The organism is Vibrio barjaei, assembly GCF_001639065.2.
Taxonomy (GTDB): Bacteria; Pseudomonadota; Gammaproteobacteria; order Enterobacterales; family Vibrionaceae; genus Vibrio; species Vibrio barjaei.
Genome location: NZ_LQXO02000053.1, coordinates 228152 through 242647 on the forward strand (window position 1 = coordinate 228152; position 14496 = coordinate 242647).

A 14496-nucleotide genomic window follows, 5' to 3' on the forward strand; every position below is an offset into this window, starting at 1 on the left:
CGCTTCTCCTTAAACGCGACCAAGCTGAAATAGAGGGTGTTCTTGCTCTCGCCATAATGAGGTAAACAACTCGTCAATTACGGCTTTATCAACTGAGTTAATGTTTGGATACTTCCAATGCGGCGCGCCGTCTTTGTCAACTAGACGTGAACGCACCCCTTCTTCAAATTCCCCTAACGTGGCGCTCCTAACACCGAGAATGAGTTCGAGTCGAAAACAATCCGCAAGCGATAAATGGCTATAGTCGTTAATTTGTCGAAAACAGATGTGAGCAGTAATAGGACTGCCTCCTGTTAGGTTATGTTTTGCTGCAGCCAACCACTTTTCGTTACCAGGTAACGCCATGATATTAGTGAACACCATCCCGATGTCGGTTGCGTTGCATGCCGTACAAATATCATTCAAGCGCGGTTTCAACTGCGGTGCTGGCAAGTAGGACTTATCTTTGGCGGCCAACTTCTCCAAACATTCGGAGATAAATTCGTAACTATCTTCGACACAGTTCCAATCTGTTTCTTGCAACTGAATAACTAGCTTTTCTTTAGCATCAGGGACAACTAAATGGTCAGCCATATGAATGTCCATCGCATCCGTAGCATTAAACATGACACCAGTTAGTCCTAGAAACAGGCCTAGTCGGTCCTCAAGTTGGTTAAGGAAATAAGTAGCACCCACATCGGGGAACAGACCGATGCTAATTTCTGGCATGGCTAAGCGTGATGTCGAAGTCACAACCTTATGACTTGTTCCCATGAAGAGCCCCATCCCTCCACCCATCACAATGCCATCACCCCAACCAATAATAGGTTTACAGTAGGTATGAATTAGGTAGTCGCATTCATATTCCACACTAAAAAACTGCTCGCAGTACGCTTTGGCCACATCTGCTGGTTCTGTTTTCATCACGGTGTGCATGGCCCGTACATCGCCACCCGCACAGAACGCCTTTTCACCCGCACCGTCCAAAATCACACACACCACTCGCTCATCCTGATGCCACTTTTCGAGTTGTTGTTTCAGTAGCACAATCATATTGTGAGTGAGTGCATTTAATGAGCCACTGTTATCTAGCGTGGCAATAGCAACAACATTATCGTCTTCACCACAGGGAAGTTCTTGAAAGTTAACCGTATCTGACATTTTGCTCTCCTAGCTGTTCTTCCATTCAGGTGGTCTTTTTTCTAGAAAAGCATTCACCCCCTCTCGCTGATCGTCGGTATCGAATAATCGAATGAACAGCTCTCTCTCCTTGACTAACCCATAAGATATAAAATCGTGTCGATTAGACTGAATCAACGTCTTGCATGCCGTTACTGAACTCGGTGATTGATGAGCAACTTGTTCTGCCAATGCTACCGCGGTAGACAATGCATCACCCCTTTCGACAATCTCTTCAATCAACCTAATATCCAGTGCTTTTTGTGCCGATACTTGCTCTCCACACAAAATGATTCGTTTAGCCCAACCTTCACCTACCAGAGCAGTAAGGTTTTGTGTTCCTCCCGCACAAGGTAACAAACCGACTTTGGCCTCTGGAAGTGCCAAAATGGCTTGTTGCTCTGCGATTCGAATATCACAAGCGAGTGCCACTTCTAAACCACCACCCATCGCATAGCCGTTAATGGCTGCAATAGACACGCCGCAAAAACCAGACAGTGCCTCAAACGCTTCACCGAACACTCGTGACATGGTGCAAGCACTTTCTTTGTCCCCTTGAGCAAACACCTTCAAATCAGCGCCGGCGGAAAAGAATTTGTCACCGTCCCCGGTAATAACCAGCGCATAGACATCTTTGTTATCGTTTAGCTCAATTATTAGTTGTTTAAGACGAACTAAGCTTTCACAAGTCCATGTATTAGCGGGTGGGTTGGACATGGTTAATACAGCCACATGGTTATCAATGGTATAAGGAATCGAATTGACCTCTGACATCTTGTTTCCTCCGCGTTGAATGCGTTACTCAATAGCGAATGCGTCGCTTAGGACCCGTCTTGCGATGATCAAACGCATAATCTCGTTAGTCCCTTCTAAGATTTGATGCACTCTTACATCTCTGAAATGACGCTCAAGCGAGTATTCTTTGATGTATCCGTAACCACCAAAGAGTTGCAACACACCGTCACACACTTTAAATCCGACATCCGTAGCAAATCGTTTCGCCATGGCGCAATAGGTCGTCGCATCTGGATGCTGGTTATCTAGTTTAAATGCCGCCAAACGTACCATTTGTCTCGCCGCAACCAACTCCGTTGCCAAATCTGCCAACTTAAACTGCAATGCTTGAAACTGACTTAAACTACTTCCAAACTGCTTCCGTTCATGGAGATACTGAGCAGCTTGGTTTAAAGCATGCTGCGCCGTCCCTACGGAACACGTCGCGATATTGATTCGCCCGCCATCCAACCCTTTCATGGCAAAGGTAAAGCCTTGTCCTTCTTCACCTAAGCGATATTGCGCTGGGACAACGACGCTATCGAATGTGATGGCTCGCGTTGGTTGGCTATTCCAGCCCATTTTAGGCTCTTTGCGCCCATAACTGATTCCATCACAGTCTGCTGGTACAACAAATGCCGAAATCCCTTTAGCACCAGCGCCACCCGTTCTTGCCATTACTACTAGTACATCGGTCTCTCCACCTCCTGAAATAAAGGCTTTTGAACCGTTAATGATGTAGCTGTCGTCTTGTCTCTCGGCAGTTGTCAGCAATGAAGCTGCATCTGAGCCCGCAGTTGCCTCCGTCAGACAGTAAGAACCCAGCCAATCTCCACTAATTAAACTAGGACAAAACGCCTGCTTAGCCTCTTCTGTACCAAAACTGGCTACCATCCATGTCACCATATTATGGATGGTCATAAAGGCCGTGGTGGACGTACAACCCATGCTTAACTTTTCAAACACAATAGAAGAGTCAAGACGACTTAACTCTAAACCGCCTTCTTTTTCTGGTGTATACAGTGCCAAAAAGCCCAACTCACCAGCTTGCTTTAACACGTCTTTAGGGAAGATACATTCTTCGTCCCATTGTGCTGCATTAGGCATTAAGTGCTCATTGGCAAACTGAAAAGCCGTCTCCGAAAACGCTCTTTGATCTTCATTCAGTTCAAAATCCATAGCATTACCTCACCATCCACTTACATGATTCAAGCGCTCTACGATTTCCCGCAGAGAAACTACTTAAGTTGAATCGTCAAATTAGGTCCATCAGGAATATCATCGTCAAACCAACGCGACGTGACGGTTTTGGTTTCCGTGTAGAACCGCACGGCTTGCTTACCGTAAGCGTGTAAATCACCATAAAAACTCCCCCGCCATCCGGTGAAAGAGAAAAATGGTAACGGCACGGGAATAGGAACATTGATCCCCACCTGACCGACAAGCACTTCGTGTTGATATTTCCTTGCAGCAGCGCCACTAGCGGTGAAAATTGAGGTACCGTTGCCGTAAGGGTTTCGATTTACTAACTCAAGTGCCTCCTCAAGCGTCTCCACTTCAAGACACACTAAAACCGGACCGAAAATTTCTTGTTGGTAAATAGACATATCAGTCGTAACACCACTAAACAACGTTGGCCCAACCCAATTACCATTGGGATAGCCATCTACTTTACAGTGACTGCCATCAAGTTCGCATACCGCTCCAGCTTGCTTGCCTTCCTCAATAAAAGACAAAACCCGCTGCTTAGCCTGATGGCTGATTAATGGACCGTATGCGGCTTCAGGATCCTCTTTGGATCCAGGTTTGATTTTCGCCATTTCAACTTTAAGTTCGGCTATCCATTGCTTAGAGGAGCCAACAAATACCGCGACTGAAATCGCCATACATCGTTGACCCGCCGCTCCGACGGATGAGCCTACAAGATTACTTATCACTTGAGCTTTATTGGCATCGGGCATAATCACCATATGGTTCTTTGCACCAGCAAATGCTTGAACCCGTTTATGGTGTTGAGTACCTACTTGATAGATGTATTGCGCGGTCGGTACCGAGCCCACAAATGATATGGCTTTGATATCTGGGTGTTCCAGCAAATAATCTACTTGAGGCTTAGTGCCATGAATAACTTGAAGAACTCCGCTAGGCGCACCCGCCTGCTGAAATAACTCGGCGAGCAAAATCGATGTTAGCGGCACCTGTTCAGAGGGTTTAAGGATAAAGCTGTTTCCGGCCGCAATCGCAATAGGAAACATCCAAAGCGGAATCATGGCAGGAAAGTTGAAAGGCGTGATGCCACAGCAAACGCCAAGAGGCTGAACAATAGAATAGCCATCTATGTCCGTCGCTACATTCTCGACGGTCTCTCCCATCATATTACTGGCAATATTGGCTGCTTGCTCTACGACTTCAATGCCACGCCAAACATCTCCCTTAGCATCCGCCAATGTTTTACCTGTCTCTTTTGAAAGCAGTTCAGCGATATCATCATGATTTTTCTTGAGCAAATGCTGGTAACGAAGCATCACTCTCGCACGCTCAGAAATAGGCACGTCTTTCCAATCTTTTTGCGCTTGTACGGCACTTTCAATAGCACGCTGCATCTCTATTTCTAGCGTAACTGGTACAGAGCCAATGATTTCATTGGTCGCTGGGTTGGTGACGTCTAACCATTCAGATGCTGATGATTGACGGCATTCACCGTCGATAAACAAAGGCACTTTCTCACTCATGATCTCCCTCTCCGTATTAACGCGGAATTTCGACAGCTATTGCGGTCGCTTCCCCACCACCAATACACAATGCAGCCACACCTTTGAGCGATCTTTTCTCGCTCTCTGAATCCGCTAATTTTGCTTGCAAACTATGAATTAGAGTAACCAGTATTCGTGCGCCACTTGCACCAAGAGGATGACCTAACGCACAGGCTCCTCCATTCACATTTACTTTGCCGCTATCCAATTTAAAATGATTCACCGCAATTTGTGTTACGACAGCAAACGCCTCATTAATCTCCCATCCGTCCACGTCATCCACTCGCCATTCGAGTTTAGTAAGTAACTGTTTGATAGCTCCAACGGGAGCCAAAGTGAATTCACTAGGCTTTCTCGCAAACGATGCATGTCCTTTAATGATGGCCAAAGGTTTCAGATGCTGAGCTATAGCCTGCTCTTTTTCCATCAGCAAAAGCGCAGCCGCTCCGTCAGAGATAGCGCTTGAGTTGGCTGCGGTAATGGTGCCATGTTGACTAAAGGCGGGTTTCAGCTTTGGAATTTTGTCGAGTTTGATGGTTTTTGGTAGTTCGTCTTCATTAATTGGCTCATGGTACTTGCTATCGAGTGGTGCTACTTCGTTGCGAAATAAGCCTTGCTGCTGCGCATTGAGCGCACGTTGTGCAGACATAGCCGCCCAGTTATCCATCTGCTCGCGAGAGAAACCGAGCTCATCAGCGACAGCTTGGCCATACACGCCCATTAGCTTGCCTTCATACGCATCCGCTAGGCCATCGGTAAACATATGGTCACAGGCAGACTTGTGCCCGATTCTCATACCTTGTCTTGCGTCGGGCAATAAGTAAGGTGCGTTGGTCATGCTCTCCATACCACCAGCGATCACGCAGTTTGCCTCGCCAAATTGAATCATTGAATGGGCGAGCATTACCGTTTTCATGCCAGAACCACATACCTTATTAATCGTGGTACAAGGAACCGACTCCACTATTCCCGCTCCCAGAGCAGCCTGTCTCGCTGGCGCTTGACCACACCCAGCAGGCAACACACATCCCATTAAGAGTTCATCAACGGAGGATTTGTCTAAAGCAACATCATTCATCACCGCCTTTATCGCGGAGCTTCCCAACTGTGGAGCAGTGAATGACGACAGTTCACCTTGAAACCGTCCCATCGGTGTTCGTTTTGCTGCGACAACCCAGACTTCTCGTTGATGCATTATTCTCTCCTTGTACCCTAGCGACGACGTTGGTCTTTAAACTTCATTCTCGACTATTTCCTTGACGTATGAGTAAGCATAGCACTAACATTTACGTAAACGTAAAGAAACAACTTAATAACGTGTCATTTTTTCATTACGCCAATGTCTGAAATCACAACATAATTCGATTGAGTAATGACTTTTAAGATTAATGCAGTGGTCGCGAAGCCTGACCAAACCATAGTTCGGAGAGCAGTAACCGATGGAAACTTATAAGATCAGCGAGCTCGCAAAAGAATTTGATGTAACAACTCGCAGCATTCGTTTTTACGAAGACGAAGGATTAATACAACCTGACCGTAAAGGCACGATGCGAATTTATCAACGCAGAGACAAGATTCGCTTGAAGTTAATCCTGCGCGGAAAAAGGCTTGGATTCTCTCTTGCTGAGATACGAGAGTTATTTGAGCTTTATGACACTCATCAGGGAGAGCATCAGCTCACGCAAATGCTCAACATAATTGATGAAAAAGAAGCGGTTTTGAAACGCCAACTTGAAGATATTAATGCACTACTGGAAGACTTATCTGTGGCAAAGAAACGTTGTATCGAAGCGTTGGGAAAGCAAAAAGCAAGCTAATTGCTCCTGAAGCTGTGATTCATTGCTAAAGTAACAGGATGTAGAGTCTCTTCCAGATAAAGGGAGGTTCTATGATTAGTCAGTACAGCCCACTCAACTTTGGGCTTGATGAATCCATCAACTTACTGCGCGAGCATATTAATGGTTTTGCTCGCGAACGCATCGCCCCTATTGCTGCACAAGTAGATGCGGATAACGCATTTCCGAACCATCTATGGCCTGAGCTCGGTGAAATGGGTCTGCTTGGTGTAACTGTTAGCGAGGAATATGGCGGTGCTGCTATGGGGTATCTTGCTCATGTCATCGCCCTAGAAGAAATCAGCCGAGCTTCTGCCTCCATTGCCCTCAGTTATGGCGCTCACTCCAACCTTTGCGTTAATCAAATCTTTAGAAATGGTAATGATGCCCAAAGAGCAAAATACCTACCAAAGCTCGTTGATGGTTCCCACATTGGTGCATTAGCGATGAGTGAAGCGAATGCAGGCTCAGATGTGATAAGCATGCAGCTTCATGCTGAAAGGCACAATGACCACTTTGTTCTTAATGGCTGCAAGATGTGGATTACCAACGGTCCAGATGCGGATGTGGTGGTGGTCTACGCTAAGACTGACCCTTCGGCGGCTCAACACGGCATTACTGCTTTCATTATTGAAAAGCAATTTGATGGATTCAGCCACGCACAAAAACTCGACAAACTTGGCATGAGAGGCTCCAACACCTGCGAACTCGTATTCCAAAACTGCAAAGTACCCGTGGAAAATGTTCTTGGGGAAGTCAATCAGGGTGTTGAAGTATTGATGAGCGGGCTTGACTACGAGCGTGTCGTGCTAGCAGCGGGGCCACTGGGTATTATGCAGGCCTGCCTTGATTTGGTTATCCCCTACGTGCATGAAAGGAAACAGTTCGGTCGCTCTATTGGTGAATTTCAATTAGTCCAAGCTAAACTCGCCGATATGTATACACGCTGTAATGCAGCACGTGCCTATTTGTACGCCGTGGCCAGCGCTTGCGATAGAGGTGAGATCACTCGAAAAGACTCTGCTGGTGTCATTCTCTACAACGCTGAACTTGCAACACAAATGACATTAGATGCGATCCAATTGTTAGGCGGGAATGGCTATATCAATGAATACGCAGCAGGACGTTTGTTGCGTGACGCTAAGCTTTACGAGATCGGAGCTGGCACATCAGAAATCCGCCGCATGCTTATCGGCCGAGAGCTGTTCCAAGAGTCTCAATAGCGGAGGGATTTATGACTAAAATCGTCAGTAAAGTAAAACCCAACTCAGAGCTTTATCTGAAAAACCAGAAAGCAATGAATGCGCTTGTAGCACAGCTTGAAACCGACCTTTCATCCATCAAAGAAGGCGGTGGTGAGAACGCCATTCAACGTCAACGTGCAAAAGGAAAACTTCCGGTTCGCGAGCGTATTGATGCCCTGCTCGATCAGCATTCTGATTTCCTTGAAATTGGCCAATTTGCCGCATGGGAAGTATACGAAGATAAGGTACCTTGTGCAGGTGTTGTCGCTGGGATTGGCAAGGTCTGCGGCACTCAATGTATGATCATCGCTAACGATCCCGCCGTTAAAGGGGGAACCTACTACCCACTTACCGTCAAAAAACACCTTCGAGCCCAAGAAATCGCTGCTCGGTGCTATCTTCCCTGTATCTATCTAGTTGATTCTGGGGGAGCAAACTTGCCTCACCAAGCCGAGGTGTTTCCAGACAAGGATCATTTCGGACGCATTTTCTTTAATCAAGCGCGAATGTCAGCTAAAGGCATACCGCAAATCGCCGTGGTACTCGGCCTATGTACCGCTGGCGGCGCGTATGTTCCCGCTATGGCTGACGTATCAATCATGGTCAAAAATCAAAGTACGATTTTCCTCGCAGGCCCTCCTCTTGTAAAAGCTGCTACCGGAGAAGAAGTGACCGATGAAGAACTCGGTGGCGCGGACGTACACTGTAAAAAGTCCGGTGTCGCTGACTATTATGCCCACAACGAACAACATGCTTTAGAGTTGGCAAGACAAGCCGTTTCAAGTACTAACATAAGCAATACGTTACCAGCTACTCATACCGCTACAAAAACTAGGTCACCTAGTTATGACCCAATTGAGATATACGGCATTGTAAACAGTGACTTAAGACTGTCTTTTGATGTTCGTGAAGTGATAGCTAGAATCGTCGATGACTCTGAGTTTGACGAGTTCAAAGCACTATACGGAGCAACCTTAGTCTGCGGTTTTGCTCGAATTGATGGACGACTCATTGGCATTGTTGCCAACAACGGGATCTTATTTTCCGAGTCAGCCCAGAAAGGAGCGCATTTTGTAGAACTGTGCGCCAAACGTAAAATCCCTCTGCTCTTTCTGCAAAATATCACCGGTTTTATGGTCGGCAAGCAATATGAAGAAGGCGGTATAGCAAAACATGGTGCCAAACTGGTCATGGCGGTCTCCTGTGCCGATGTGCCCAAATTCACTATCATCATTGGGGGTTCATATGGCGCAGGCAATTACGGCATGTGTGGCCGAGCCTACGACCCAACAATGATTTGGATGTGGCCAAATGCACGCATCTCAGTGATGGGGGGATTACAAGCGGCTAATGTGCTCACTCAAGTAAAACGTGAGGTGAAGAAACGTCAGAATCAACAATGGCCCGAACAAGAAGAGCAAAGCTACAAACAAAATATTGTCGACCGCTATAACAATGAAGGCCATCCCTATTACGCCAGTGCTAGACTTTGGGACGATGGCATTATCGATCCCAAAGACACACGCCGTATTCTGATGCTTGCGCTGCGTGCTACTGATAACGCTCCTATCCCCGATAGTGAGTTTGGCATCTTTCGAATGTAACGGGCTGCGGTTATGACTAATCTCAATACTATTAAACTTACCGTCGACACCAAAGGAGTCGCTCATCTGACGTTAGATCGTCAACATAAAAGCAATGCCTTTGATGATGCCATGATTGCGGATCTGCTCGATGCACTGCTTAGCGTTGGGAACGACAAGAATATCCGCTGCTTAGTGTTACGTGGTAACGGAAAGCACTTCTCCGCCGGAGCTGATTTGGCCTGGATGAAATCCATGGCCAACAAAAGTCAAAACGAAAACTTGGAAGATGCCCAAAAACTTGCCGAACTAATGAAGCGTCTAGACACGCTAACGATTCCAACCGTAGCCGTCGTTCAAGGTTCAGCATTTGGCGGGGCATTAGGTCTACTGTGCTGCTGCGATGTTGTAGTTGCTCATGCCGACTGTCGTTTCTGTCTTAGCGAAGTGAAACTTGGACTTGTTCCTGCGACCATTGGACCTTACGTCATTCGTACCATAGGCGCCCGTTATGCTCGACGTTATATGTTGAGTGCTGAAGTCATGGGCGCCCCTCAAGCTCTGGAGCTTGGAATTATCCACGAGGTGCTACTAGGTAGTAAGATAGACCCCTTCGTGGATGCACTGGTCGACAAATTCGTTGCCAATAGTCCAAACGCAATAGCAAACACTAAGGCTTTGATTCAGCGCTGTCACAATCATCCAATTGATCCTCAATTGATTGATTTCACAAGCCAAGTTATTGCCGATGCTCGTACCTCTTCTCAAGGTCAGAAAGGTCTGCAAGCCTTCTTCGACAAAGTGCCGCCTCATTGGAAAGAAGAGGAGTAGATTCTAATGGCTATTTCTGTCCTTCCTAGTCACGTTAAAATTGTTGAAGTGGGTCCGCGAGATGGATTACAGAATGAAAAGAGCATAAGCACGTCACAAAAAGTAAACCTAATCAACCAACTGACAGCCGCAGGGTTAACTCATATTGAGTCAGGGGCGTTTGTTTCAGCAAAGCGTATTCCTCAAATGGCGGACTCATCTAACGTTTTTCAACAAATAACTAAGCAAAAAAAAGTCACCTACTCTGCCCTAACGCCTAATTTACAAGGCTTCGAAGCGGCTCTCTCGGCAGGTGCTAACGAAGTGGCCGTGTTTACTTCCTGTTCTGAGTCTTTTACTCAGCTAAACATCCACTGCTCAATTGAAGAAAGCATTCAACGGTTCATTCCCGTCATTGAAGCTGCTCATCAGCACAACGTAAGAGTTCGTGGCTATCTCTCTTGCATCGTCGATTGCCCCTATGAAGGTAAAACCAAACCTGAACAAGTGGCAGCGATCAGTCAAACCTTGATAGAGCTGGGCTGTTATGAGGTATCGCTGGGCGACACTATTGGTACAGGAACACCACTGAGAATAGCTAGGGTGCTAGAAGCTGTTTGGGAGCATGTCCCCGCATCGCAATTGGCCGTTCATTTTCACGATACGTACGGGCAGTCGCTTGCAAATCTTTATCAAGCGTTACTAATGGGTATTCAGACCATAGACAGCAGCGTCGCAGGACTTGGGGGGTGCCCCTACGCCGATGGAGCTTCTGGAAATGTGGCTACTGAGGATGTGCTCTATCTCTGCCATGAATTAGGAATCGCTACAGGTGTTGACCTTGAGTCTGTCGCCCAAGCAGGTTGGTCAATCTGTAAAGCACTGAATAAAGAGCCAGCGTCAAAAGTGTCTCTGGCTCTTAGGGCGAAACAAGGTCAAGGTTAATTAGTAGCTATTGCTTAAGTCATAAACACGTAGCGTCGATAACAGTGTCTCTAGCTCCTCTCCGATATAGTTAACCTGATAAGGTTCATTGGGCAACAAAGTAAAACTGGAATCACTAAATCGCCCAGAACCGTCGTGCTCCAAATGAACGAAAAACGCTGGTTTATCAGACGTTAGTATTATCGCGCTTCCGTTGATCTCCACTTGGATTTTCGCTTTGTCAATGGCCAGCTGTTTCACTTCCGGTTTAGCAAACCATGTATTCTGACTCCACTCGCCTTGAGATTCGAAGCGGACAAAGAAGAAACCATGGTCAGCTCGCGTCTGCCACTGTGATTTGTTCAACGACCAAACTTCTTGGTTTTCATCTGGTGCGATATCAGCGTTCAAATTCCAGCTTCCAAGAGGTTCACCACTCCAACTCATCCACACTACTTCACCTGTGACCTTCTCTTGAGTTCTTCGGTTGTTTACCAGCCTCAAGGTCAATGCATCATCAGTCTCAACAAATGGTACATAGGTAGGAGCAAATACACGTTTGGTATGATAGTGAAGTTGTTTCCAGCGACCGCTGTATTCAATACTCGACCAAGAGCTTACTGGCCAGTTATCGTTTAACTGCCAGTACAACATACCTCGACAAATCGGTGATATGGAGCGCCAGTACTCGCAACCGGTTTTAATCGCAATGGATTGCTGGACTTGGCTTAAATACAGCATCTGCTCAAAACTAGCCGGAAAGCGAAAATATCTCGTAAACATCTCGGTAATAATGCTATTACCAGAGGCATTCTTTTGATGACCTTCAAACGTAGGTGATGTAACGTTCCAATCTTCCTCCGGTACAAAGGTTTTTACTTCTGATAATGAAGGCCAAGACTGGAAGCCAAACTCCGAACAAAATCGTGGTTTAATACTGTGGTAAGCATTAAACGAAGCGCCAGAGTGCCACACTTCCCAAAAGTGCATATCACCTCGAGCATCATCGTGCCATGAATCGCCATAATCGAGTTCTCCGTTGCAGGGAGACGAAGACCAAAACTTTCGTGATGAATCTTCTTGAGTGACGAAATCCGCTAGCTTACGGTTTAATCGGTCATAATTCACCACATAACGATCTCTGCTGGTTCTCGATTCTTCATACCAATTTAACGCGCCGATTACTTCATTATCACCACACCACAAAGCAATGCAGGCGTGGTCTTTCAAACGTTGCACTTGGTAGCGAACTTCGGGTTCTACATCGTCAATGAATGTCTGAGTGGATGGATAAAGCGAGCAAGCAAACATGAGGTCTTGCCAAACCAACAAACCCAATTCATCACATGTTTGATAGAAGATATCGGCTTCGTACTGTCCACCACCCCAGACTCGAATCATATTCATGTTAGCGGCGACCGCATCACCTAATAACGACTCATAACGAGCTTTGCTTTCTCGCGCAGGCATGGCATCCATTGGAATCCAGTTCGCGCCGCGCGCCGTGATAGGAAAATCGTTAATACGAAACTCCATCGCGGAGCCAATGTCATCCTCTGTATTGTTAAGCTCCAACTTGCGCAAACCAAGGCGTTTGTTTACTGTTTGACCATCCATTCTGACGTTTAAATCATACAGCGGTTGCTCACCATATCCCGCGGGCCACCAAAGTTTCGGTTTTTCGACGGTGAAGCTAGCTGACGTCACCTCGCCATCAGTGCTGTTTACTCGCTTTTCAACTTCATCAAAGCCAATAGTTATCTCTACGCCAGAAACAGCTTGGTGGTAAACCTCTACCACAACTTCAACAGAACCGTCTTCTTTCCAGATTTGCTCCGTTGATACACGATCTAATTTAACCTCGTTAACCACGCTGATGAAAACATCGTCATAGATTCCGGAAACAAGTAGGCAAATTCCCCAATCCCAGCCCGAATGGCACTGGGTTTTACGTAGCAAGTTCATATGCGGAATTTGGTTATTGCTTCCCATTGAAGACGGTATTGGGAAAGGTAACTGCACGGTTCGGTTTTTGGCTTCAAGGTGAGCTGGCGTAAAGGTGATGCAAATAGTGTTAACACCAATCTGAACATAAGGCTTGATGTCTACCCCGCGCGCGACAAACATATTAGAAAAAGTGTCGACTTCTGTTCCGTTGATGACTAGCTTCGCTACCGTATCTAGGCGAGACAAGCATAATAATAACTGCTGGGAACAAAGCAGCTCGTGGGTCAACTCAAAGTCGCGATGTATTTGCCACTCACACTCTCGTACCCACTGGACCTCTTGCTCATTACAACCCCAATACGGATCGTCGATAACACCAGCTTTTAGTAATGCAGAGTAATTGTCGCCTGGTACTTGCATCGTTACTTCAACTGCTGGTTTTTGTTTACTGGTTAGCAGCCAATCACCGTTGAGATTTATTCGCGTCATACACTTTCCCTTATATGCTTCAGACTCATAATAACTATATAGTTTTACTTTTACTCTTAAACTATATAGTTATCTAGTAAAACGAATGGGTTATGTGAGCTGTTTATTTGCTGAGTAACAAAAGTTTGAGCTGGTACCCAAACCTAGCCTTGATGCGCAGTTTAATCTCACTCAGTGAGAATATTCTTACGACCCAAAATGTCTATCATGCGGTTTTAGTCGCTCCCGATCACACTTTTGGCTAAAACCATGTATAATGCGCGGCTATCAAACCGGTGATACTCAAAGTAAGTACCACATAACTATTCGGACGGAGGCTTAGGCCCGTCTCACCAAATAAAAGGTATAAGTATGTCTATTGAAGCAACTATGCTTGAACGCTGCGAAAACAAATGTGAACTATGTGGTGCTGAAACAGCACTTAAGCCTTTCGCGGTGGCTCCTCATACCCAAATCACGGTTGATCACGCGATTATGCTTTGTGACACTTGCACAGGCCAAATTGAAAACCCGGAAACAATGGATGTTAACCACTGGCGTTGCCTAAACGACAGCATGTGGAGCCAAGTTGCTCCTGTTCAGGTTATGGCTTGGCGTCAACTTAAGCGTCTTTCCGCTGAAGGTTGGGCTCAAGATCTTGTTGATATGATGTATCTAGAAGAAGAAGTAGCCAAATGGGCGGAGCTTGGTCTAGATGAAAACATCGAAAAGCCACGTGATGTAAACGGTGTAGAACTTAAAAAAGGTGACGACGTAACGGTCATCAAGGACCTGCCAATCAAAGGTTCTTCTCAAGTAATCAAGCAAGGCACTGTGATTCGTGGTATTAGCGTTAACGCAGATGACCCTAAGCACGTTCAAGGCAAAGCAAACGGCCAAGCCATGTATGTGATTGCAGAATACTGCCGCAAGAAATAATGATGTTCAATTCATAATGAACGAAAGAAGAGCGACCTTAGGGTCGCTTTTTTTTGCCCAT

The 14496-nt window shown here is 46.2% G+C and carries 12 protein-coding genes; 6 read left to right on the forward strand and 6 right to left on the reverse strand.

Features of this window, described 5'->3' with window-relative positions:
- Positions 1–9: 9 nt before the first annotated feature.
- From AWH66_RS21655 to AWH66_RS21675, 5 genes are read right to left on the reverse strand one after another with little or no spacing between them, the layout of a single operon-like run.
- Positions 10–1140, reverse strand: coding sequence for an enoyl-CoA hydratase/isomerase family protein (locus AWH66_RS21655; protein ID WP_063603509.1), 1131 nt, complete (start codon positions 1138–1140; stop codon positions 10–12).
- A gap of 9 nt (positions 1141–1149) precedes the next feature.
- Positions 1150–1932 (reverse strand): enoyl-CoA hydratase, encoded by a 783-nt coding sequence (locus tag AWH66_RS21660; protein ID WP_063603508.1) that lies wholly within the window; start codon positions 1930–1932, stop codon positions 1150–1152.
- A gap of 24 nt (positions 1933–1956) precedes the next feature.
- The gene (locus AWH66_RS21665; RefSeq protein ID WP_063603507.1) at positions 1957–3111 is read right to left on the reverse strand and encodes an acyl-CoA dehydrogenase family protein; all 1155 of its coding nucleotides are present in this window, start codon (positions 3109–3111) and stop codon (positions 1957–1959) included.
- A gap of 59 nt (positions 3112–3170) precedes the next feature.
- Positions 3171–4664: a CoA-acylating methylmalonate-semialdehyde dehydrogenase gene (locus AWH66_RS21670; protein ID WP_063603506.1), complete on the reverse strand. Its 1494-nt coding sequence runs from the start codon at positions 4662–4664 to the stop codon at positions 3171–3173.
- A gap of 16 nt (positions 4665–4680) precedes the next feature.
- Positions 4681–5880 carry a thiolase family protein gene (locus tag AWH66_RS21675; protein ID WP_063603505.1) on the reverse strand — a complete coding sequence of 400 codons (1200 nt, stop codon included), beginning with the start codon at positions 5878–5880 and terminating at the stop codon, positions 4681–4683.
- Between the two features lie 244 nt (positions 5881–6124).
- Here AWH66_RS21675 and AWH66_RS21680 point away from each other — a divergent pair, with 244 nt between their 5' ends.
- The 5 genes from AWH66_RS21680 to AWH66_RS21700 all read left to right on the forward strand — a co-directional run bounded on the left by AWH66_RS21680 (position 6125) and on the right by AWH66_RS21700 (position 11102).
- Positions 6125–6502 carry a MerR family transcriptional regulator gene (locus AWH66_RS21680; protein ID WP_038226714.1) on the forward strand — a complete coding sequence of 126 codons (378 nt, stop codon included), beginning with the start codon at positions 6125–6127 and terminating at the stop codon, positions 6500–6502.
- 71 nt (positions 6503–6573) lie between these two features.
- Complete coding sequence (locus tag AWH66_RS21685; protein WP_063603504.1) at positions 6574–7743, forward strand: isovaleryl-CoA dehydrogenase; 1170 nt, start codon at positions 6574–6576, stop codon at positions 7741–7743.
- An 11-nt stretch (positions 7744–7754) separates the two neighbouring features.
- A complete protein-coding gene (locus AWH66_RS21690; protein WP_063603503.1) occupies positions 7755–9368 on the forward strand; it encodes a carboxyl transferase domain-containing protein in 1614 nt (537 codons plus the stop codon).
- Between the two features lie 12 nt (positions 9369–9380).
- Positions 9381–10178 (forward strand): enoyl-CoA hydratase-related protein, encoded by a 798-nt coding sequence (locus AWH66_RS21695; RefSeq protein WP_063603502.1) that lies wholly within the window; start codon positions 9381–9383, stop codon positions 10176–10178.
- Positions 10179–10184: 6 nt separating this feature from the next.
- Positions 10185–11102, forward strand: a complete 918-nt coding sequence (locus AWH66_RS21700; RefSeq protein ID WP_063603501.1) for a hydroxymethylglutaryl-CoA lyase — start codon at positions 10185–10187, stop codon at positions 11100–11102.
- On the opposite strand, the gene AWH66_RS21705 is transcribed toward AWH66_RS21700, so the two are convergent.
- Positions 11103–13517 carry a beta-mannosidase gene (locus AWH66_RS21705; RefSeq protein ID WP_063603500.1) on the reverse strand — a complete coding sequence of 805 codons (2415 nt, stop codon included), beginning with the start codon at positions 13515–13517 and terminating at the stop codon, positions 11103–11105. It lies immediately after the preceding gene.
- 351 nt (positions 13518–13868) lie between these two features.
- On the opposite strand from AWH66_RS21705, the gene AWH66_RS21710 reads away from it, so the two are divergent.
- Entirely contained in the window at positions 13869–14435 is a 567-nt protein-coding gene (locus AWH66_RS21710) for a PhnA domain-containing protein (protein WP_006074368.1), read from the forward strand.
- Positions 14436–14496 lie beyond the last annotated feature (61 nt).

Excerpts from the sequence above, each read along its gene's own strand:
- AWH66_RS21670 (WP_063603506.1), bottom strand. The coding sequence starts at position 4,664 with ATGAGTGAGAAAGTGCCTTTGTTTATCGACGGTGAATGCCGTCAATCA.
- AWH66_RS21655 (WP_063603509.1), bottom strand. The coding sequence starts at position 1,140 with ATGTCAGATACGGTTAACTTTCAAGAACTTCCCTGTGGTGAAGACGAT.
- AWH66_RS21685 (WP_063603504.1), top strand. The coding sequence starts at position 6,574 with ATGATTAGTCAGTACAGCCCACTCAACTTTGGGCTTGATGAATCCATC.
- AWH66_RS21710 (WP_006074368.1), top strand. The coding sequence starts at position 13,869 with ATGTCTATTGAAGCAACTATGCTTGAACGCTGCGAAAACAAATGTGAA.
- AWH66_RS21660 (WP_063603508.1), bottom strand. The coding sequence starts at position 1,932 with ATGTCAGAGGTCAATTCGATTCCTTATACCATTGATAACCATGTGGCT.
- AWH66_RS21690 (WP_063603503.1), top strand. The coding sequence starts at position 7,755 with ATGACTAAAATCGTCAGTAAAGTAAAACCCAACTCAGAGCTTTATCTG.
- AWH66_RS21695 (WP_063603502.1), top strand. The coding sequence starts at position 9,381 with ATGACTAATCTCAATACTATTAAACTTACCGTCGACACCAAAGGAGTC.
- AWH66_RS21700 (WP_063603501.1), top strand. The coding sequence starts at position 10,185 with ATGGCTATTTCTGTCCTTCCTAGTCACGTTAAAATTGTTGAAGTGGGT.
- AWH66_RS21680 (WP_038226714.1), top strand. The coding sequence starts at position 6,125 with ATGGAAACTTATAAGATCAGCGAGCTCGCAAAAGAATTTGATGTAACA.
- AWH66_RS21665 (WP_063603507.1), bottom strand. The coding sequence starts at position 3,111 with ATGGATTTTGAACTGAATGAAGATCAAAGAGCGTTTTCGGAGACGGCT.
- AWH66_RS21705 (WP_063603500.1), bottom strand. The coding sequence starts at position 13,517 with ATGACGCGAATAAATCTCAACGGTGATTGGCTGCTAACCAGTAAACAA.
- AWH66_RS21675 (WP_063603505.1), bottom strand. The coding sequence starts at position 5,880 with ATGCATCAACGAGAAGTCTGGGTTGTCGCAGCAAAACGAACACCGATG.